At 70.6% G+C, this 20,047-nt stretch carries 14 protein-coding genes; 10 read left to right on the plus strand and 4 right to left on the minus strand.

The genetic code is table 11. From position 1 onward, the window contains the following. Nucleotides 1-21: 21 nt before the first annotated feature. From ACWDNU_RS05830 to ACWDNU_RS05845, 4 genes are all read left to right on the plus strand, one after another. Nucleotides 22-960, plus strand: a complete 939-nt coding sequence (locus ACWDNU_RS05830) for a carbohydrate kinase family protein (RefSeq protein WP_449667931.1) — start codon at nt 22-24, stop codon at nt 958-960. After that, on the plus strand, nt 957-2,261 hold the full coding sequence (gene melA, locus ACWDNU_RS05835; protein WP_449667932.1) for an alpha-galactosidase: 1,305 nt from the start codon (nt 957-959) through the stop codon (nt 2,259-2,261). Before ACWDNU_RS05830 ends, melA begins: the two co-directional genes overlap by 4 nt. A 178-nt stretch (nt 2,262-2,439) precedes the next feature. Continuing rightward, nucleotides 2,440-3,282: an endo alpha-1,4 polygalactosaminidase gene (locus ACWDNU_RS05840; protein WP_449667933.1), complete on the plus strand. Its 843-nt coding sequence runs from the start codon at nt 2,440-2,442 to the stop codon at nt 3,280-3,282. A 45-nt stretch (nt 3,283-3,327) separates the two neighbouring features. Next, on the plus strand, nt 3,328-4,101 hold the full coding sequence (locus tag ACWDNU_RS05845) for a class I SAM-dependent methyltransferase (protein WP_449667934.1): 774 nt from the start codon (nt 3,328-3,330) through the stop codon (nt 4,099-4,101). On the opposite strand, the gene ACWDNU_RS05850 is transcribed toward ACWDNU_RS05845, so the two are convergent. After that, a complete protein-coding gene (locus tag ACWDNU_RS05850; RefSeq protein WP_370937875.1) occupies nt 4,098-4,994 on the minus strand; it encodes a DMT family transporter in 897 nt (298 codons plus the stop codon). The two genes, ACWDNU_RS05845 and ACWDNU_RS05850, sit on opposite strands and share 4 nt — an antisense overlap. Before the next feature lie 82 nt (nt 4,995-5,076). Between ACWDNU_RS05850 and ACWDNU_RS05855 the strand changes: the two genes are divergently transcribed. The 5 genes from ACWDNU_RS05855 to ACWDNU_RS05875 all read left to right on the plus strand — a co-directional run bounded on the left by ACWDNU_RS05855 (nt 5,077) and on the right by ACWDNU_RS05875 (nt 13,777). After that, nucleotides 5,077-5,970 (plus strand): LysR family transcriptional regulator, encoded by an 894-nt coding sequence (locus ACWDNU_RS05855; protein WP_449667935.1) that lies wholly within the window; start codon nt 5,077-5,079, stop codon nt 5,968-5,970. Between the two features lie 1,072 nt (nt 5,971-7,042). Further along, a complete protein-coding gene (gene lanKC, locus ACWDNU_RS05860) occupies nt 7,043-9,580 on the plus strand; it encodes a class III lanthionine synthetase LanKC (RefSeq protein WP_449667936.1) in 2,538 nt (845 codons plus the stop codon). Nucleotides 9,581-9,612: 32 nt separating this feature from the next. After that, the gene (locus ACWDNU_RS05865; RefSeq protein ID WP_158242558.1) at nt 9,613-9,747 is read left to right on the plus strand and encodes a class III lanthipeptide; all 135 of its coding nucleotides are present in this window, start codon (nt 9,613-9,615) and stop codon (nt 9,745-9,747) included. A 456-nt stretch (nt 9,748-10,203) separates the two neighbouring features. Beyond that, nucleotides 10,204-11,856 (plus strand): ABC transporter ATP-binding protein, encoded by a 1,653-nt coding sequence (locus ACWDNU_RS05870; protein ID WP_449667937.1) that lies wholly within the window; start codon nt 10,204-10,206, stop codon nt 11,854-11,856. A gap of 199 nt (nt 11,857-12,055) precedes the next feature. Beyond that, complete coding sequence (locus tag ACWDNU_RS05875) at nt 12,056-13,777, plus strand: ATP-binding cassette domain-containing protein (RefSeq protein WP_449667938.1); 1,722 nt, start codon at nt 12,056-12,058, stop codon at nt 13,775-13,777. 447 nt (nt 13,778-14,224) lie between these two features. Here ACWDNU_RS05875 and ACWDNU_RS05880 read toward each other — a convergent pair whose 3' ends face one another. Both ACWDNU_RS05880 and ligA read right to left on the minus strand, forming a co-directional pair. Next, a complete protein-coding gene (locus tag ACWDNU_RS05880; RefSeq protein WP_449667939.1) occupies nt 14,225-14,611 on the minus strand; it encodes a hypothetical protein in 387 nt (128 codons plus the stop codon). A 331-nt stretch (nt 14,612-14,942) separates the two neighbouring features. Next, nucleotides 14,943-16,934 (minus strand): NAD-dependent DNA ligase LigA, encoded by a 1,992-nt coding sequence (gene ligA / locus ACWDNU_RS05885; protein ID WP_370937881.1) that lies wholly within the window; start codon nt 16,932-16,934, stop codon nt 14,943-14,945. A 266-nt stretch (nt 16,935-17,200) separates the two neighbouring features. Between ligA and ACWDNU_RS05890 the strand changes: the two genes are divergently transcribed. Further along, complete coding sequence (locus ACWDNU_RS05890) at nt 17,201-19,468, plus strand: HelD family protein (RefSeq protein WP_449667940.1); 2,268 nt, start codon at nt 17,201-17,203, stop codon at nt 19,466-19,468. Here the strand turns inward: ACWDNU_RS05890 and ACWDNU_RS05895 are convergent. Next, nucleotides 19,428-19,925 (minus strand): hypothetical protein, encoded by a 498-nt coding sequence (locus tag ACWDNU_RS05895; protein ID WP_449667941.1) that lies wholly within the window; start codon nt 19,923-19,925, stop codon nt 19,428-19,430. The two genes, ACWDNU_RS05890 and ACWDNU_RS05895, sit on opposite strands and share 41 nt — an antisense overlap. Nucleotides 19,926-20,047: the final 122 nt, after the last annotated feature.

Consider the following 20,047-nt stretch of genomic DNA (forward strand, 5'->3'; position numbering starts at 1 on the left):
AGTCGTCCAGAGGAACCACGCATGCCGCACCGCTTCGACCTGCTCGTGCTCGGCGACGTCAACCCCGACGTCGTCCTCGGGCCGCTGACCGAGGACCTCGACTTCCGGCAACGGGAGAACCTCGTCGGCCACGGCTCGCTCACCCTCGGCGGGTCCGCCGCCATCACCGCCGCCGGGGCCGCGCGGCTGGGGCTGAAGGTCGCCTTCGCCGGACGGATCGGCGACGACACCGCCGGTCGTTTCGTCCGCGACATCCTCGAGGACCGCGGCGTCGACACCCAGGCGCTCACGGTGGATCCGACGCTGCCGACCCCGCTCACCGCGATCCTGACCCGCGACGACAGCCGCGCCATCATCACCAGCGCCGGTGTGCTGGACGCCGTGTCGGCGGCGGACGTCCCCGCCGAGTTGCTGGCGAGCGCCCGGCACGTCCACGCCTCGTCGTACTTCCTGATGCCCAAGCTGGCCGCCGGGCTGCCGGAGCTGTTCCGCACCGCGCGGGCGCACGGCGCGACGACCTCGCTGGACACCAACGACGACCCAGCGCGGCAGTGGGATCCCAGCGGCATCCCGCTGGTACTTCAGGAGACCGACTACCTCCTGCCCAACGCCGCCGAAGCCCTGCAGTTGTCCGGAAAACCCGAACTCCTCGACGCCGCCGCACACCTTGCTGCACAGGGTCCGACTGTCGTCGTCAAGAACGGAGCCGACGGCGCGCTAGCGCACCACCGCGGCGAAACCGTCACGGTTCCCGCATCCTCGATCACCCCGCTCGACACCGTCGGCGCCGGGGACAGCTTCAACGCCGCGTTCCTCGCCGCGACGCTGCGCGGTCTGCCGCTGTCCGACGCGCTGCGGGCCGGGGTCGAAGGCGGCGGCCGTTCGACGCTCGCGCACGGCGGGATCGACGGCCAGCCCACTTGGAACGAGCTCCATCTCACTGAAACGGAAAGTGCATGACCACCAAGATCACCTTCATCGGCGCCGGCAGCGTCGTGTTCACCCAGGGTCTGCTGGCGGACCTGTTCGCCTACCCCGAATTGGCCGAGGTGCACGTCGCGCTGCACGACATCGACCCGGAACGCCTGCGCATCGCGCACGCGGCGGCCGGTCGCATCGCCGAAGCGCGCGGAGCCAAGCCGGTCCTCACCGCGCACGCGGACCGTCGGGAAGCCCTCGACGGCGCGGATTTCGTCATCAACATGGTCCAAATCGGAATGGGCGAGGCCACCCGCGTCGACTTCGACATCCCCGCGCGCTTCGGGGTGAAGCAGACCATCGGCGACACGCTCGGCGTCGGCGGGATTTTCCGTGCCCTGCGCACTTTCCCGTTCCTGCGCGAACTCGGCGAGGACATCGCGCGGGTGTGCCCGCAGGCGTGGCTGCTGAACTACACGAACCCGATGGCGATGAACGTGCAGTACCTCTCCGAGACGCTCGGCTCGGACCGCGTCGTCGGCCTGTGCCATTCGGTGTACTGGACCGTGCACGACCTGGCCGCGCTGCTGGAGGTGCCGCTGTCCGAGGTCGCTTACCACGCCGCGGGCATCAACCACCAGGCCTGGATCCTGCGTTTGGAACATCAGGGCAACGATCTGTACCCGCGGCTCGCCGAACTCGCCGAGGACCCGCAGCTTCGGCGGCGTGTGCGGTTCGACATGTTCCGGCGGCTCGGCTACTACCCCACCGAAACGAGCGAGCATTCCTCCGAATACGTGCCGTGGTATCTCGGCCACGCCAGCGAAATCGAACGGCTGCGGCTGCCGATCGGCGCGTATCTGGACGTTGTGGCGGAGAACGAAGCCGAATACGAACGTACGCGCCAGGCCATCGAGCGCGACGAACCGCTCACTGTCGAAGGCACGAACGAATACGCGCCGCAGATCATCCACAGTGTCGTCACCGGCACGCCGCGCACCGTTTACGGCAATGTGCTCAACCGCGGGCTGATCCCTAATCTCCCGGCGACCGGAGCCGTCGAAGTGCCGTGTCTCGCCGACGCCACCGGAATCCGCCCGACGCGGGTCGACGCGCTTCCGCCGCAGCTCGCCGCGCTGAACCGCACCTACCTGAGCACTACCGAACTCGTGGTGCGCGCGGCGATCGAGGACGATCCCCGGCACATCCGCCACGCCGCGATGACCGATCCGGCCACCGCGGCCGCGCTTCCGGTCGAACGCATCTGGGAACTGTGCGACGAAATGGTGCTCGCGCACGGCGACGCGCTCCAGCCCGGGTTGCGGAAAACGCTGGGCAGCTAACGACTCTTGACGGCGCGGCGCGGTGATCCGCTAAACTTCTGGTGCCTGCCGGACGGGCAGGCGCCAGAAGTACGCCCAGCCGGTAATGCGGATTGTCCCGCGAGCCCGGACCCAGTCGCCAGGATGTCTTCTCCACCGTCCGAGGCGGGGCCGTACTCACCAACGCTGGAGTCACCAGATGCATTCGCTTCCTGGTCGGATTTCTCGCGGAACCGTGGCCGCCGCGCTGCTGATCGGCAGTTCGGCGTGCGCGCTCGGGGCCAGCGGCACGGCGGAAAGCGCGCCGCTGCCCTCGCCGCACAGCCAGGTCAAGGACGTTCCGCTGCCGGCCCCGCACGCCGGGTTCGACTACCAGATCGGCGGCCCCTACCAGCCGCCGGCGGGCGTCCAGGTCGTCAGCCGCGACCACAGCGCACCGGCGGCGGCCGGGCTGTACAACATCTGCTACGTCAACGCTTTCCAGGCGCAGCCCGGCGCCGAAAAGGACTGGGGCGACCTGGTTCTGCGCGACGACAACGGCAACGTCGTCATCGATCACGATTGGAACGAGGCGCTGCTCGACCTGCGCACCGCGGACAAACGGAGCCGGATCGCGGACAAGGTCGGCACGTGGATCGACGAGTGCGCGGGCAAGGGCTACCAGGCCGTCGAGCCCGACAACTACGACAGCTTCACCCGGTCCCAGGGCCTGCTCAGCGCACGGAACGCCCAGGACCTCGTCAAGCTGCTTTCCCAGCGCGCGCACGGGAAAGGCCTCGCGATCGGCCAGAAGAACACCTCGGAACTCGCTTCGTCGCGGGTCGACAACGGTCTTGACTTCGCCGTCGCCGAGGAATGCGGCGAGCAGGACAATTGCGCGGAGTACACCCAGCATTTCGGCAACCAGGTGATCGTCATCGAATACTCCGAGAACGGCCTGCGCAACGCGTGTGCCAAGTGGGGCAGCACGCTCAGCGTCGTCCGCCGCGACCGGGACGTCACGCCGAAGGGCGATTCCGCCTACGTGCGCGAAACCTGCTGAGACTTCCGCCATCCTGCCCAGCGCGATTGCTGGCAGGATGGCGGAATGGACGACGAGTACCCGTTCGACAACGCAGCCGCCCCGGCGAGCGACCGGATGTCCGCCCTCGAAGCCAGCTACGACGCGACCACCGTCCAGCACTTGGGGAACCTCGGAGTCGGCGCGGGCTGGTCCTGCTGGGAAATCGGCGCGGGCGGCGGGTCGATCGCCCGATGGCTCGCCGAACGGGCCGAGTATGTGCTGGCCACCGACCTCGACACCCGGCTGCTGGCCGACTTGCCCGCGAACGCCACGGCCGTGCGCCACGACGTGCGCGAGGAGCCGCTGCCGGAACGGAAGTTCGACCTGATCCACGCCCGGCTGGTGCTGATCCACTTTCCGGAACGGGACGAACTGGTAGCGAAGTTGACCGACGCCCTCCTCCCCGGCGGCTGGCTGGCCCTCGAGGAGATCGAACCGCGCGGGCAGACAGTGCTCGCCACGCCCGACGACGAGAGCGCCGCGGTTTTCGGTTCTGTACAAGGCCGGATCCTGGACCTGCTCGAACGGGCGGGCAGCGACGTCGAATGGGCCGGACGGCTGCCGGAGGTGCTCACCGGTGCCGGATTGCGCGAGGTCGGCAGTGCGCGAGTGACGACCCGGTGGCCTGGCGGCGGTCCGGAGATCCGGTTGCTGGCGGCGAATTCGGTGGAGCTGGCGGAGAAGCTCGCCGCGGACGGCGTGTCGGCGGAGGAGGTTGAGCAGTTCCGCCGGGTGCTCGCCGATCCGCGGTTCACCGTGTCGTCCTATCCCCTCGTGTCCGTCTGGGGCCGTCGCTAGCGACGGCGCGAGATCGCCACACCGGCCAAGCACAGCACCCCGCCGATAAGCCCATACGCGCTCGGCGTTTCAGCGAGCAGCAGCCACGACAGCAACACCGCCACCGCTGGCACGGCGTAGGTCACCATCGTCAGGCGACCGGCGTCCGTGCGGCGCAGGGCGTATGCCCACGCGGTGAAGCCGACCGCGGTAGGGAACACTCCCAAGTAGACACTGCCGAGCACCGCGCCGGTGGGGGCCGCCTCCAGTTCGCCGATCAGCTGCGGTGCCCACGGCAGCAGCACCACGGCCCCGACGACACAGCCGAGCCAGATGGCGGTCAGTCCGTCCACGTGGCGCAGCGTCACCTTCTGGACCATCACTCCGGCGGCGTACAAGACAGCGGCCAGCAGGCACAACAGGACGCCTGCCCAGTCGTTGCTTCCGGTGGCACCGGTCGCGATCAACGCGGCTCCGCCCAGCGCGACCAGCGAACCGATGATCAGCGAGCGCGAGAAGCCTTCGCCGAGGAATTTCCCGGCCGCGACGGCGACCATCAGCGGCGCGAGATTCACCAGCAACGCCGCGGTCCCGGCATCGACGTGCCGCTCCCCCGCGTTGAGCACGACGGTGTACGCGGCCAGCCACAGCACGGCGTAGGCCGCGACCAGCAGGAACGCCTTGCGGGACAGCCGGACGCGGACGGCGCCCTTGGCCACTGCGAACACGGTGAGCGCGACGGCCGCGACGGCGAGCCGCAGCAGCGCCAGCGGTGCCGGGGACAGCGCGTGCCCCACGCTCCGGATGGCGACGAACGACGAGGCCCACAGCACGACGGCGAGCCCGGCGGCGGCCGCGATCTTGCCGAGGTCGGTCTTGACGGCGGGCTGGGCGGTTTCCACAAGATCGGTCACCTGGCCATCGTCACCTCGCGCCTATGTACAGCACAAGCGATTAGTTCTGTACCTCTGTTAAGGACCGCTGTACATTGACAGCATGCTGGACATCCCCCGCCTCCGCGTTTTGCGCGCCGTCGTCGCCTCCGGGTCGATCCGGGCAAGTGCCGCCGCGCTGGGCTACACGCCGTCCGCGGTGAGCCAGCAAATCACCACGCTGCAACGGGAGACCGGGCTGCAGCTGTTCGAACGGTCCGGCCGCGGCATCGAGCCCACCGAGGCCGGGCGGACGCTCGCCGCCGAAGCCGAGGCGTTGTTCGAGTCCTTCAGCCGGGTCGAGCAGGTCGTCGCCGAACTGCGCGCCGGACGCGTCGGACGGCTGTCGATCGGCTACTTCGGCTCGGCCGGTTCGACGTGGCTGGCCCCGACGGTCGCCGCGCTGCGCACCGAGTTCCCCGGCCTGCGGCTGGACCTGATGCTGACCGAATTCACGCCGGGCGACCCGGACATCGACATCTTCGTGGAGGAGACCGGGGCCGAACATCCCGGGTCGGTCGTCGTGCACCGGCTGGCCGAGGACCCGTACCTGGCGGTCGTCCGTCTCGACGACCCGCTCGCCGGGCTGCCGGAGGTGCCGCTGGCCGCGCTCGCGCAGCGGCATTGGGTCGACAACGACCTGCGCGAGGGGCCGTGCCGACAGGTGCTGCTCAACGCCTGCACGCAAGCCGGGTTCTCGCCCAGTTTCGTCGTCGAAACGCACGATTACCGGACCGCGATGTCTTTCGTGGCAACGGGAATCGGGCTGACCGTGGTGCCGGCGCTGGGCATCGGCGAGCTGCCGGACGGCCTCACGACGGTCGCGCTGGCCTCCCCCGCGCCGGTCCGGCACCTCAGCCTCGCGGTGAAGAAGCCGATCGCGGAGCATCCGGCCGCCCGGCGCGCGGTGGAACTGCTGGAAAGCCTGGTGTGCCCGGAGAAGGCCCGCGTCGGCTGACGCACCAGGCCGGACGCGCCGCCCGGAGTAAGGCTGCGGTCCGTGAAGGGGCCCTTGAGGGAATCAGATTCCGTGAGGGGCCCCTTCACGGACAGCCGGGCTCGCTGGCTCGCCGAGGTTCGCCCGGAAAGCCGTGAGGGCCACCCTCCCGGACTCTGATTCCCCATGGCAGGAACTTAAGGCGTCGCTCGGGGCGGGGCCGAGGGGGTCTGTGCGGGCCGTAGCGGCTGGCGGGCGTGGGAGTTTCTTGCCGAGGGGCCGGTGCGTGCGGCGGAGGCTGGGTTGTCGTACGTGAGGGGAACCCTGAGGGAATCTGATTCGCTCAGGGTTCCCCTCATGCACCGGAAGACCCGGTCATATGGGCATCAATCGGGCGTTTCGACGGTGCCGGTGTCCTTTGTGGACGGGCAACTGGCTGAAGCAACGCAGCTTAAGTTCCCGACATTGACCCTGATTCCGTGCGGGTTCCCCTCACGGCTTTCCGGACGCGAACGCTGCGAGTTCCGCGCTATCGGTGAAGGTTCCCCTCACGGACAGCCAGGTCGCAAGCGCTGCGAGCTCCGCACTCCCAGCCCGGCCACCGGGGACCGCCGAAGTCCGTGAAGGGCTCCTTGAGGGAATCTGATTCCCTCAAGGAGCCCTTCACGGCGCGGTGGCCGGGGGCGCGAATCGGACGGCCGGGCTTTCGCCGGTAACGAATGCACCACATTCACGACGCGAATGCGCGACCGTGACCCCGAACGGACCAACCGGTACCGGGTTCGCGCCGGACGACGAGTGGAAGCGGGCTCACCGGAACGGGTTGATGGCCTTCCGCCAATTTCTCCGGCTCTTTCCGCGCCGACCTGGGCGGCCGACCGGAAACCGACATCGTTACACCCCGATCGGGTAGGGATAACTCACGCGCAGTCTCCGTCGGCGCGGCCCAAACCCGCCTCCGTCACCCTGACGAGGCGCGGCGAACCCCCGGGTTGGCGGATTGGCCGGGGGACCTCCTCCGTGCGGGAATGGTGTCACCGTCCGACATCGCAGTCGCCCGGTTTTTCCCAGGGAAAGGGAAGGGTTCGTTTTCATGGACGTCCGGTACGAGGCTTTTTGCTTCGCCGATCCGCTGTTCTTCGACGAACCGCGGGAAACCCCGGGCGCGGCAGGCGACCTGGCCGCGGACCTGCCGCAGCCGGGACCCGAATGGACGGTCGAGCACCGCGGGATCTGGCGGTCGCTGCGCCCGGCCGGGCGGGAACTTCCCGTTCAGGGCTGGAAAATCCACGTCTCCGCAGGTCTGGACAACGCGGCGGGCGTGCTGTCCCGCGTGCATCAGTACTGTGTGGAGCGTCGGGTCGCGTACAAGCACCTGCGCTCCCGGGCGATCCTGATCAGCCGCAATTCGAAATACGCGCCGCGCGAGGGAAGCGGCAAGCTGATCACGATTTACCCGGAGTCCGAGGAGGCGCTCGCCCGGATACTGCGCGACCTTTCCGCCGAGCTGGAAGGCGAGCACGGCGCGTATATTCTGAGCGATCTCCGCTACCGCGAGGGCCCGCTTTACGTCCGGTACGGCGGATTCGCCGAACAGTGGACGGAACACGCCGGAACGCGCGTGCTCGCAATCCGCCATCCGGATGGCACTCTCGTGCCCGACCGGCGGGAGCCGTCCTTTTCCACGCCGGATTGGGTGCCGATTCCGTCCTGTTTGTCCGACAGCCTGGCCGCGCGCAAGAACGGCGCCCGATTCCCGTACCGGGTGACCGGTTCCCTGCACTTTTCCAACGGCGGCGGCGTTTATCTGGCCGAACGAGAGGCCGACCGGAAAACCGTCGTGCTGAAGGAAGCGCGCCCGCACGCCGGCCTCGACCGGGACGGCACCGACGCGGTCGCCCGGCTGAACCACGAGCGCGAGGTCCTCGAACGGCTCGCGGACGTTCCGGGGATCCCCCGGGTGTACGAACAGTTCACCGTTTGGGAGCACCATTACCTGGCGATGGAGCATCTGCCGGGCATCGCGCTGAGCAGCTGGCTCGCCCGCCACTACCCGCTCACCAGCGGTTCCCGCGAGGAAGGCGATCTCGCGGCCTACCGCGAACGCGCGCTGGCCGTGCTGGCGCAGGTCGAGCGCATTCTCGCCGACATCCACCGGCACGGGATCGTCTTCGGCGACCTGCACGGGAAGAACATCCTCGTGGACGAGCAGGACCGGGTGTCGCTGATCGACTTCGAGCTGGCCGTCGACGCCGATTCCGGCGATCGGCCCGGGCTCGGCGCGCCCGGGTTCCGCGCCCCCGCCGACCGGCACGGTTTCGAGATCGACGAGCACGCACTGGCCGCGCTCCGGCTGTGGCTTTTCCTGCCGCTGGTGATGCTGCTCGAACTCGCGCCGAGCAAACTGCGCGGGATCGCGGACTTCGCGCAACGGCGGTTCGGCCTTCCCGAGGAGTACGCCGAGCGCGTGGTCTCCGTGCTCGCCCCGCGCGGCAACCCGCCCGCCACGGCGCACACCGAGCTGGACGAGCCGCGGCCGGACTGGTCGCTGGTGCGCAAGCAGATCGCGGAAGGCATCCTCGCGAGCGCCACGCCGGACCGCATCGACCGGCTGTTCCCCGGCGATATCGAACAGTTCCGCTCCGGCGGCGTGGGTTTCGGCGTCGGGGCCGCGGGGGTGCTGCATTCGCTGCACATCGCCGGAGCAGGCCGTTATCCCGAGTACGAAGAGTGGCTGCTGGCCGCGGTGCGGCGGCAACCTCCCGCACGGCCGGGCTTCTTCGACGGCAGCCACGGCATCGCGTACGTCCTCGAGGAATTCGGCTACGCGGCTGAGGCCGACGAACTGCTCGCCGCCTCGCAGTCGCTGACCGACCAGACCACCGACCACGGCCTGGAAAGCGGGCTCGCCGGGATCGGCCTCACCCGCCTGCACTTCGCGACGACCCGCGGCGACAACGAGTTCGGCCGCCAAGCCCTGGACATCGCCCTGCGGCTCGCGGCCGCTTTCGAGACCGCCGAGCCGCCCGGCCGTTTCGCCAGGGCGGGACTGCTCAGCGGCTGGTCCGGGCCGGCGTTGCTGTTCCTGCGCCTGTACGAGCACACCGGCGAGCCGTCCTGGCTCACCCTCGCCGACCGGGTGCTGGCCCGCGACCTGGAGGAATGCGCCCCGGCGTCCGACGGATCGCTGCAGGTCCGCGACGGAACCCTGCGCACCCTCCCCTACGCCGCGATCGGCAGCGCCGGAATCCTGCTGGTCGCCGAACAGGTCGCCCGGCTCCTCCCGGAGCCGACGGTCGCCGAGAGCCTGCCCGGACTGCGGGCGGCGTGCCGCGGGGAGTTCGTGATCCATCCGGGTCTGCTGTACGGCCGGTGCGGACTGGCCGCCGCGCTGTCCTTCGCCGACGAGCCGGACCGGGAAGCCATCGACCTGCACCTGTCCCGGCTGTCCTGGCACGGCGTCCCGTACCACGGCGGGCTCGCCTTCCCCGGGAACCAGCTGCTTCGCCTGTCGACCGACGTCACCACCGGCAGCGCGGGGGTCCTCCGCACGCTCGCCGCACTACTGGACCGCGCGGAACTGCTGCCCTTCCTGGGCTCCGCGCCGTCCCCGCACACCTCCGGCCGATGAGCGCCGGCGGACCCCGAGAGAAGGGAACACCCATGGAACACGTCCTGGAGCTGCAGGCGTTGGAGGCCCCGGAAGCCCTCGAAGGCCAGGGACTGGACCACCACGGCCACAGCCACTACAGCGCGTACTGCGGCGACAGCACGCTCAGCCTGCTCCTCTGCTACTGACCGCGGGCGGGGCGGGAACGGCGCAGGCCAAGTGCGCCGTTCCCGCCCCGTTCATTCTGCCCCGGCCGGCCGCGACGGTCTCGCCGAGGCGGGCGATTCGAGGCCAGTGATTCGACGGTGCCGGTGCGGCCGGTTGCCTTGGCGGGTCGGTCGTCGAGGGGTTGGCCGGCTGCGAGGGTGATGGCCGCATCGGTCGCATTGAGGCGCGCGTCGGCGATTCGACGGCCGTCGGTGCGGCGAGTTTTGCCTCGACGGGTTCGCTGTCGGGGCCTGGTCGACCACGCATCGGTCGGCGTGAAGCAACTGTCGAGTCGCCTCGATCGTCGGGACCCGGCCGACCAGGCATCGGTCGGGATGAGCGTCGTGGCGCGTTCACCGTCGGGAGCCCGGCCGAGGATGCCCGCGAAAGTCGTCAGGTGAGCGGGCGTTCGTCGGCAATCACGCGAGAGGAGCGACATGGCCGGATCCGCCGATCGCCTGCTGCGCTCGGTCGCGTTGCTGGACCGGCCCAGGCTGGCGGCGGTCGTCGTGACGTCGCTGATCGCCGCCGGGGCCGGGCTGCTCTTGCCCGGCGCGCTCGCGGACGCGACCGACGCGGTGCTCGGCGGGCGCAGCAGTGCCGGTGCGGTGGTGTGGCTGCTCGTCGTGGGCGTCGCGGAGATCGCCGCGGATGCCGTCACCATGCTCCTTCCAGCGCGGCTGACCAGCAACGCTAGTGCCTGGCTGCGCCGCCGGGTGACCGACCGGCTGCTCGCGCTGGGCACGCATTCGCCGTTCGCGCCCGGGGACGCGGTCAGCCGGGTGACCGGCGATTGCGCGGCGGCCGGGGGCATCGCCGCGGTCGTGGTGCAGCTGATCGCGACCGGGCTGCTGTCTTCCGGCGCGGTGGTCCTGCTCGCGCTTCTGGACTGGCGGCTGGCGCTGGTGTTCCTCGGCAGCCTCCCATTCGCGTTGCTGCTCGCGCGGTCGCACCTGCGGGGCACGGCCAAGGATGTTCTTGCCTACCAACAGGTTTCCGGCGAGCTGTCCGCCCGGCTGCTCGACGCGGTCGCCGGACTGCGGACGATCGCCGCGTCCGGCACCGCCGACGCTGAGGCTGCCCGGGTGCTGCGTCCGTTGCCGCGGCTGAATCTTGCCGGCCAGGGCATGTGGCGTACTCAGGCCCGGATGGTGTGGCGGGCCGGTCTGCTGCTTCCGACGGTCGAGATCCTCACCCTCGCCGCCGCTGGTTTCGGTGTCCTGGACGGACGGTTGAGCGCCGGTGACGTCCTCGCCGCTCTCGGTTATGTCGCGCTCGGACTCGGCCTGGTGACCCAGATTCCGTTGCTCACCACGCTTTCCCGGATCCGCTCGGCGGCGCACCGGATCACCGAGGTCCTCGACACCGAGCCGCCGCCTCGCGGCCCCCTCGGACTGCTGTCGGGGAACGGCACGCTGGAACTCCGCGGCGCCACCGTGCACGGTGCGCTGGCCGACGTCGACCTCACCATTCCCGGCGGTTGTTTCGCCGCGGTGGTAGGGAGTTCTGGTTCGGGTAAGTCCACTGTGGTCAGTCTGCTGGCTGGTCTCCGCCGTCCCGACGCCGGACAGGCTCTGCTGGACGGCCGCGACCTCGCCGTGCTGCGCCCGGAAGAACTACGGGCCGTGGTCGGGTATGCCTCCGCTGAGCCCGCGCTGCTCGGGGCGACCGTTTCCGATGCTGTTGCTTATGGTTCCTGGGCCAGCGTCCCGGCGATAGACTCGGCCTGCCGGACCGCGCGTATTCACGATGTCCTCGTGCGATTGCCGCGAGGGTACGACACCTTGCTCGCCGAAACTCCGTTGTCCGGCGGGGAAAACGCCCGGGTCGGTCTCGCGCGTGCGCTCGCGCGGAACCCGCGGGTGCTCCTGCTCGACGACGCCACCGCCAGCCTGGACACGGTCACCGAACGCGCCGTGACGGCTGAGCTGGGCCGCCGGACGCGGGTGGTCGTCACGCACCGGGCCGCGATGGCCGCGCGGGCGGACGTGGTGGTGTGGCTGGCGGCGGGGCAGGTCCGCGCGGTCGGGCCGCATGCGCGGCTGTGGCAGCTGCCGGGGTATCGCGCGGTGTTCACGGAGGAAACGTGATGCCGCGCTGGTGGAAAGTCTTTGCCGGACAGCGCCCGAGGCCGCTGCGTCCTGATTACGGCGCAGCCACGGGGGCACGCCGACCTCGCGGAGTCAACGACGCAGCAGCCGCTCCCACTCCCGGATTTGCCCGCCATCCCCAGGAAACAAGCCGCGCTGGTCGCGTCCGCGCGTCTAGTCCCCCACCCATGGGGCGAGCATGAGCGTCGGCCGCCTCTACTGGAACGCGCTCGCCGGGCAATGGCGCGGCGGGCTGGTTCTCCTGGCCTGCTCCGTCCTCGAAGGACTGCCCGCGTTCTTCTCCGGACGGCTCGTCGAACTGGCCGTCAACAGCGGGTTCGCCGCGGGCAAGCCCGGTGTCGGCCTCGGCTGGCTCGGGGTGTTCGGTCTCGCCGCTCTCGCGGGCGCGTTCGGGTCCCGGCTGGTGTGGCGGCAACTCGGCAAGGTCGTCGAGCCTCTCCGGGACGCGCTGGTGACCGCCGTCGTCCGCGGAGTGCTGCATGATCCCGCGCCGCCGCGGAGCGGGCCGGATGCGCGCGGGGTCGCACGAATCACCCAGCACGTCGAAGTCGTGCGCGACGCTACCGGCGGGCTCCTGGTGCAGGCTCGCGGCATGATCGTCACGACCGCGGCGGCGATCGCCGGGTTGATCACCGTCGCGGGGTCGCTGGCGTTGCCGGTCGTGGTCCCGGTGGTGCTCGCGCTCGCGGGATTCGCCGCGCTGCTGCCCTCGCTCGCCCGGCGGCAACGCGCTTTGACGCTGGCTGACGAAGGCACCGCGGGCACCACCGGCTCGATCTTCGCCGGGATGCGGGACGTCGTCGCCTGCGGAGCCGAACCGGTCGCCGCGCTGACTGCCGATCAAGCGGTGGACCGGCAGGCCGTCGCCGCGGTACGGGTGGCTCGGTCGGCTGCGCTGCGGTCGCTGATCGTGGCGCTCGGCGGGTTCGTCCCGTTGGTGCTCGCGCTTGCCCTCGCGCCGTCGATGGTCGCGCGCGGCGAGCTGACCGCCGGGGCCGCGCTGGGCGCGCTCGTCTACCTGGCTACTACCTTGCAACCCGCGTTGCGCGGGCTCGCCGCTACCGCGTCGACGGTTGTTCTCCGGTTGCTCGTCGCGTTGCGTCGGCTGGCTGAAACCACTGCCCCGCCTGAACGTCCTCCGGCGACTGAGAGCCCCGCCGGGATCGGGCTCACCGTGCGCGGCCTGACGTTCCGCTGGGGCGCGGCGCCGGAACCGGTCGTCTGCGGCCTGAACCTCGATCTGCGCCCGGGCGAGCATCTCGCGGTGGTCGGCCCAAGCGGGATCGGGAAATCGACCCTCGCCGGTCTGCTCACCGGCTTGCTGGCTCCGGACTACGGCGAAGTCCGGCTGGGCGGCGTGCGGGCAGGCGAGCTGGCCGACCGGCCTCGGCATCTGGTGCTCGTGCCGCAACAGGCGTACATCTTCGCCGGGACTCTGCGCGAAAATCTGTCCCTGTTCCATCCCGAAGCGTCCGACCGCCGTCTCGTCGCCGCCGCTGAAGCTGTGGGAGCTGCCCCGTTGCTGGCTCGCCTCGGCGGCCTCGACGCCGTGCTCGGCCACGGCGCGGAGGGCCTGTCCGCTGGGGAAGCGCAGCTCGTCGCCCTGGCGAGGGCCTATGCGTCGCCAGCCGGAGTCGTCGTCCTGGACGAGGCGACGTCCACTTTGGACCCTGCGGCGGAGGTCTTCGCGGAACGCGCTTTCGCCGCCCGGGGAGGTACGCTGGTGGTGATCGCACACCGACTGTCGTCCGCGGTCCGGGCGCAGCGCGTGTTGTTGATGGACGGCCAGGAGACGCTGCTGGGCCGGCACGAGGACCTTCTCGCCGCGTCGCCGCGGTATGCCGAGATGATGCGGGCTTGGCTGCCGGAGCAGGCTGGGTCGCGGCTCGAAGCCAGTTGAACGGGGGCGTTAAGCAGGCCTCTGCCCCCGGCCGGGGGCAAGAACCAGCCGCCTGAACGCTTGCCCAGCCGCTAAGCCCGGCACTCAGCATCGAGCACAGCGTGCCGGGCCTCGCCAATCAGCGTGGTGCAGCCGAGGTCCGGCAAAGGCGCACAGGCCAAGGTCTTGGTGTTCCTCGGCAACGGCGGGGCCCGGTGCCGCATTGCCTGCCGTTGGCGAGCGATTCGCCCTCCCACGACCGACGCCACATCACGTCTCGCGAACATCCCCGGCAATCTCCGCCACCGGCAAGCGATCCGCCCATCCCACGGCAGACACCGCACCAGGTCTCGCGAACGTCGCCGGCGACCCCTGCCACCGGCAAGCGATCCGCCTCACCCCACGGCCGGCACCGCACCACATCCCGCGAACGTCCCCGGCGACCTCCTCCGCCGGGGACGGCCCCGTTCAGACCTTGCGCGGCACGGAAGCGACGAGGATCTTGCTGCCGTTGCGGCCGAGGTAGATGTCGACCTTGCTGAAGCCGCCGGACGGGCCGGGTTCGGTCCAGCCGTAGGTCTTCGGGGCGTCGGAGGCGGTGCGGGTCTGGACGTCGAACAGCGTGCCCGCCTGCCGGAACTCGAAGGTGACCGTGGTGCTGCCCGCGCTGGGGTCGTCGATGACGAACCCGCTGACACCGACGGCGCGGTTGTACCAGGTCAGCGTGCCGCCGGCGCGGCCGCCGATGATGTGTCCGATGAAGTCCGACGTCGGGTAGTCCGCTGCGTTCGCAGTGCCCGCGCCGCCGAGTGCGGCGACCGCGGACAGGACAAGACCGATGACGATGCGTTTCATGGCGTTTCCCCCGGAGATGGTCGATTCTGGGCGGAATCGTACGTGGCCGCGGCGTGCGGCGCGGGATTATGCGTGAAATCCCCGGGCGGCACCGGTCTCGTGCTGGCGATGCGGTCCGGCGCAAGGTCAGACTGCGATCATCTGGGACCGGGGTCAGACCACTCCGGCCGCGATCACCTGGGAGCGGGGTCAGACCACTCCGGCCACGATCACCTGGCAGCAGGTCTGACCGCTCCAGCCACGATCACCCGGCAGCAGGTCTGATCACTCCAGCCACGATCACCTGGGACCGGGGTCAGACCACTCCGGCCGCGATCACCTGGGAGCGGGGTCAGACCACTCCGGCCGCGATCAGCTGCTCCCAGATCACCCCCTGGTCCACTACCTCGACGCCGAGCTTCTCGGCCTTCGTCAGCTTGCTGGCGCCGACGTCGGCGCCGGTGATGAGCAGGTCGGTGCTCGCCGAGACGGACGACGCGGTGGTCGCGCCCGCGGTCTCGCACAGGCGCTGGAAGGTGGGGCGCGGCACCTTCTCCCCCGATCGCGGGTCGCTGATCGCACCGGTGACCACCACGGTCTTCCCCTCCAGCGGCGCGCCCGCGACGACCGCGGGCGGGAGGTCTTCGTCCAGGACGTCCAGGGAAACCCCGCGTTCCCGCAGGCGTTCGAGTTCCGGGCGCAGCCGGGTGAGGTGTTCCACCAGCGAGGCGGCGACCTTGGGGCCGATGTCCTCCACCGCCACCAGGCCGTCGACGCCCGCGTCGAGCACTGCTTCCAGCGAGGCGAATCCGGCCCGGCACAGTCGCGCGGCGGTACCTTCCGACGCCATCGGGATCGCGAGCCCGATCAGGGCCCGGCGCAGCCCGACCCGGCGGCTGGCGTCGATCGACTCGATCATCCGCGTCGCCGAGACCTCGCCGATGCGGTCGAATTCCAGCAGGCGTTCCTTGGTCAGCCGGTAGAAGTCCGACGGGTGCTCCAGGATCCCGGCCTCGGCCAGCCGTTCGATCCACACGCCGCCGATCGCGTCGATGTCCGCGGCCGCCCTGGACGCCCAGTGGATCAACCGCCGGACAGTCTGGGCGGGGCAGGAAACGTTGGTGCAGAACAGTTCCCGGCTGTTGCCCTGTTCGGTGAGCGGCTGCTCGCACGACGGGCACGTCGAGGGCGGCACGATCTCCTGCTCGGCCCCGGTCCGTTTCGACTCGTCGAGCACCCCGGCCACGAACGGGATCACGTCGCCCGCCCGGCGCACCAGCACGGTGTCGCCGATCTTGATGCCCCGGGCGCGGATGACCTCCTGGTTGGCCAGCGTCGCGCGCGTGACCGTGGTCCCGCCGACGAACACCGGTTCCAGCCACGCGACCGGCGCGATCTTGCCGGTCTTGCCGACGTCCCAGACCACATCGGACAGTACGGTCGTCTTCTCCTCGGCCGCGAACTTGTACGCCAGCGCCCCGCGCGGCGAACTCGAACGGGTGCCCGCGGCGGCGTACGCGGCGCGGTCGGCGAGGCGCAGGACGGCGCCGTCGATGTCGTAGTCCAGGTCGTTGCGCTGCTGTTCGATGGTGGTGATCACCTCCTGCGCGGAGGCCGCGTCGGCGCAGCGGCGCATGTCCGCGGCGGTGAACCCGAGCGCCAGCAGGCCGCTGCCCAGGTCGGTTTCCGTGCTGCCGGGCTCGGTGTCCAGGTCGAAGGCGAAAAACCGCAGCCGTCGCTCGGCGACCGCGGCCGGGTCTTTCGCGCGCAGGGTGCCCGCGGCGGCGTTGCGGGGGTTGATCAGCGGTTTGTCCGGGTGCGCCGTGTTGTACGCGGCGAACGTGGAGCGCAGCATCACCGCCTCGCCGCGGACCTCCACCCGGCCCGGGGCGCCGACCTGGTGCGGGATGCCGTCCGCCAACGCCTTGACCAGCATGGTCACGTCGTCGCCGGTGGTCCCGTCGCCGCGGGTGACCGCCCGGGCCAGGCGGCCGTCCTCGTACACCAGGGCCAGCGACAGGCCGTCGAGCTTGGGCATCACGACCACCGGCTGGCCGGGGAACCGGTCGAAGAACGCCTCGACCTGCTCCGGGCGCGTGGCCTTCTCCAGCGACAGCATCGGCCGCGAATGCCGGATCGGCGCGTGCAGCACCGCCGGACCGCCCACCTGGTCCAGCGGATTCGGGTCCGGGGCCAGCTCCGGGCTCGCCTCGATCAACCCGCGCAGCTCGTCCTCGATCGCGTCGTACTCCGCGTCCGCCACCACCGGCGAACCCCGGTAGTACGCGTCGCGCAGCACTACGACCTGATCGGCGAGCTCCTGAATACGTTCCCGAACGTCCACGAACCGGAACGCTACCCGGCCCCACCGACAAAACCCGGCTGCGACGCAACCCTGCCGGCCAGGACAGCGGCTGCCAGCGCTCCGGCTTCGCCGGGGCGGTCCGGAACGCACCAGCCCTGCCGGAGCCAACGTGAAAACGAAGAGATCCGGGCAGGAGCGGCCTTGAACCGCTCGGCTGACGCCGCCGGGAAAGACAAGACTGTTATTCCATCGGAATGCCGCGCACCCTCGGTGCCATCGATCACCCGACAGCGGGGAGTTCAGGGGTGCCGGCCGAAAACGACGTCGATCGCGAGCTTGTTCTCGAGCAGGAGTACGTGACCGCCTTGTACGGCAGGCTCGACGCGTTGCGCGAGCAGGCGGCGAGCGGTTGCGAAAGCGAGGACCCGGAGGCGGCGGCTCGCTGGAAGGCGGAGTTGACGCGGCTCGAAGCCGTCGAGGACGGGCTGTGCTTCGGACGGCTGGAGATGCACGACGGGAGCCGGAGGTACATCGGCCGGGTCGGGTTGTTCCGGGACGGGGCGGACGAACCGTTGCTGCTCGACTGGCGCGCCCCGGCCGCGCAGCCGTTCTACACCGCGACCATGGCGGAGGCGCGCGGCGTCCGGGGGCGGCGGCGGATCACCACCCGGAGGCGGGTCGTGACGGCGCTCGACGACGAGTTGCTCGATCCCGACGCCGCCGGGACCGGGACCCTGGTCGGCGAGGCGGCGTTGATGGCGGCGCTCACGGCGGACCGGACCGGGCGGATGGGCGACATCGTCACGACGCTGCAGGCCGAGCAGGACCGGATCGTCCGCGACGGGTACGCGGGAGTGCTCGTCGTGCAGGGCGGTCCGGGGACCGGGAAGACCGCGGTGGCGCTGCATCGGCTGGCGTATCTGATGTACACGCGTCCGCAGTTGCGCACGCGGGGCGTGCTGGTGCTCGGGCCCAGCGACGTCTTTCTCGACTACATCGGGCAGGTGCTGCCGGGGTTGGGCGAGCACGCCGTGGCGACCGCGACGATCGCCCGGTTGCGGCCGGACGTCGAGGTCAGCCGGGTAGACCCGGCCGAGGTCGCGGAGGTCAAGGGGCGGGCGGAGGCGGCGGACCGGATCGCGGCGGCGGTGTGGGGCCGGGCGGGTGCGTGCGGCGAGGCGGTCGAGGTGGAGTTCGAGCAGCAGGCGGTGCTGCTGGAGCCCGCCGAATGGCTGGACGCGGTGGAGTTCGCTTCCGGCCGGGGGTTGCCGTATCAGCAGGCACGGTTGGTATTTCAACAGCGGATGGTGGAACTTCTCGCGCGGCGGTTGGCCGATCAGCTGGAGAACGTGGTGTTCACCGAGAGCGGCGACGCGATCGACGGCGGGAGCGCGGACGGTCGGCTCAATGCGGCGGATCTGCGGGCGTTGGCCGCGGCGGGGGTGGTGCTGGGGCCGGATCAGGACGACGGGCCACGGCGGTTGCTGGACGAGGGTGACGTCGCCGACCTGCGCACGGCGTTGCTGGCCGACGTCGCGGTGTCCGGGGTGCTGGACGAGCTGTGGCCCGCGCTGACAGCGGAGGAGGTGGTGGCGGAGGTGTTCGGCGGGCTGGGTGACGAGCGCTGGGTGGATGGGGCGCCCGGCAAGACCGGTGCGGCGACGGGGAGCGGCGCGGCCACGGGGAACGGCGCGGCGACGGGGAGCGGCGAGCTGGGTGACGAGCGCTGGGTGGATGGGGCGCTCGGCGAGACCGCTGCGGCGACAGGGAGCAGCGCGGCGCCCGGCAACGGCGCGGCCACAGAGACCGGCGCGGCGAAAGGGACCGGTGCGGCGCCGAATCCGGCCGAGTTTGGCGGTCCCGGCAAGGGCTGGAGTGCGGCGGATATTCCGTTGCTGGACGAGGCTTCCGCGGTGCTCGGCGAATCCGCGGGGACGTTCGGGCACGTCGTGGTCGACGAGGCGCAGGAGCTGTCCGCGATGGCGTGGCGGATGGTGCTGCGGCGCTGTCCGGCCAAGTCGATGACGGTCGTCGGCGATCTCGCGCAGACCAGCGATCCGGCGGGAGCGACGTCGTGGGAACAGGTGCTGCGGCCGCACGTGGCGGATCGCTGGCGGTTGGCGGAGTTGAGCGTGAATTACCGGACGCCGTCGGAGATCATGGCAGCCGCAGGCGAGTTGTTCGCCGCGCAGCACCCTGGTCTTCAGCTGCCGCGGTCTGTGCGGGCTGCTGGCGAAGCGCCGTGGCGTCGGCAGGGCACGCTTGCCGAGGTCGGTGCTGCTGCTGGTGAGCTGATCATTGCTCCGGCGTGTCATGTCGCCGCGTTGCGGGAGCGCTGTGCCGCGACGGTTCTGACTCCTGGGGAGGCGAAGGGGCTGGAATTCGATTCGGTGCTGATCGTCGATCCGGCCCGGATTCTCGACGCTCCCCTGGGCCGCAACGACCTCTACGTCGCGATGACGCGCGCCACGCGGCGGCTGGGCATTGTCCATTGTGGACCGGTTCCAGAGGAGCTGGCGGGGATCCGGGAGCTCAGGCGTCGAGTTCCTTCAGGGCGCGGGCCAGGCGCTTGATCATGGAGCGTCCCTCGTCGACCTGGAGGCGAGCGAATTCGTAGCCGAGCACGCCTTCGCCGGTGATGCCGATCTGGCCGCGGAGCGCCTGTGCCACGCCGGAGTTCAGTTCGGGTTCCGACACCCAGGCGAGCTGGTCGAGCATCCACGACCGCAGCGGTTTCCCCGGAGCGGCGCGGACGATGCCGCCGACGGTGAACAGCGCGACGCGGTGCGAGGTGAGCGAGAAGACGAACCGGCCCGGCGTCGGGATCGGCACCTGCGGCGCTTCGGTCTGCCCGCGCCGCGCGGCGAGCGCCATCCCCGCCGCGCCCGCGAGCCCGGCGATGCCCGCCGCGCCGGCGACCATCGTCTTCCGCACGCCGCCCGTGCGGAACGCGACCAGTGCGTTCAGTACGCGCTCCCCCGGCACGAACTCTCCGGCGAGGCGGCTCTCGACCTTTTCCCGCAGCGTCACGATCCGCAGCCTTTCCCTACTCGGCACTGGGTTCCGCTGGCGATCACGACCTGGCGGTTCCTGGAGGTTATGCGCGCCGGATCGCGATGGGTGACGGGATTTTCGCCGACAGGGGGGATCTC

It is taken from the genome of Amycolatopsis sp. NPDC003676 (assembly GCF_053587275.1).

Coding starts and splice junctions, on each gene's coding strand:
- ACWDNU_RS05845 (WP_449667934.1), top strand. CDS start 3,328: ATGGACGACGAGTACCCGTTCGACAACGCAGCCGCCCCGGCGAGCGAC.
- ACWDNU_RS05865 (WP_158242558.1), top strand. CDS start 9,613: ATGGAACACGTCCTGGAGCTGCAGGCGTTGGAGGCCCCGGAAGCCCTC.
- lanKC (WP_449667936.1), top strand. CDS start 7,043: ATGGACGTCCGGTACGAGGCTTTTTGCTTCGCCGATCCGCTGTTCTTC.
- ACWDNU_RS05830 (WP_449667931.1), top strand. CDS start 22: ATGCCGCACCGCTTCGACCTGCTCGTGCTCGGCGACGTCAACCCCGAC.
- melA (WP_449667932.1), top strand. CDS start 957: ATGACCACCAAGATCACCTTCATCGGCGCCGGCAGCGTCGTGTTCACC.
- ACWDNU_RS05840 (WP_449667933.1), top strand. CDS start 2,440: ATGCATTCGCTTCCTGGTCGGATTTCTCGCGGAACCGTGGCCGCCGCG.
- ACWDNU_RS05855 (WP_449667935.1), top strand. CDS start 5,077: ATGCTGGACATCCCCCGCCTCCGCGTTTTGCGCGCCGTCGTCGCCTCC.
- ACWDNU_RS05880 (WP_449667939.1), bottom strand. CDS start 14,611: ATGAAACGCATCGTCATCGGTCTTGTCCTGTCCGCGGTCGCCGCACTC.
- ACWDNU_RS05870 (WP_449667937.1), top strand. CDS start 10,204: ATGGCCGGATCCGCCGATCGCCTGCTGCGCTCGGTCGCGTTGCTGGAC.
- ACWDNU_RS05875 (WP_449667938.1), top strand. CDS start 12,056: ATGAGCGTCGGCCGCCTCTACTGGAACGCGCTCGCCGGGCAATGGCGC.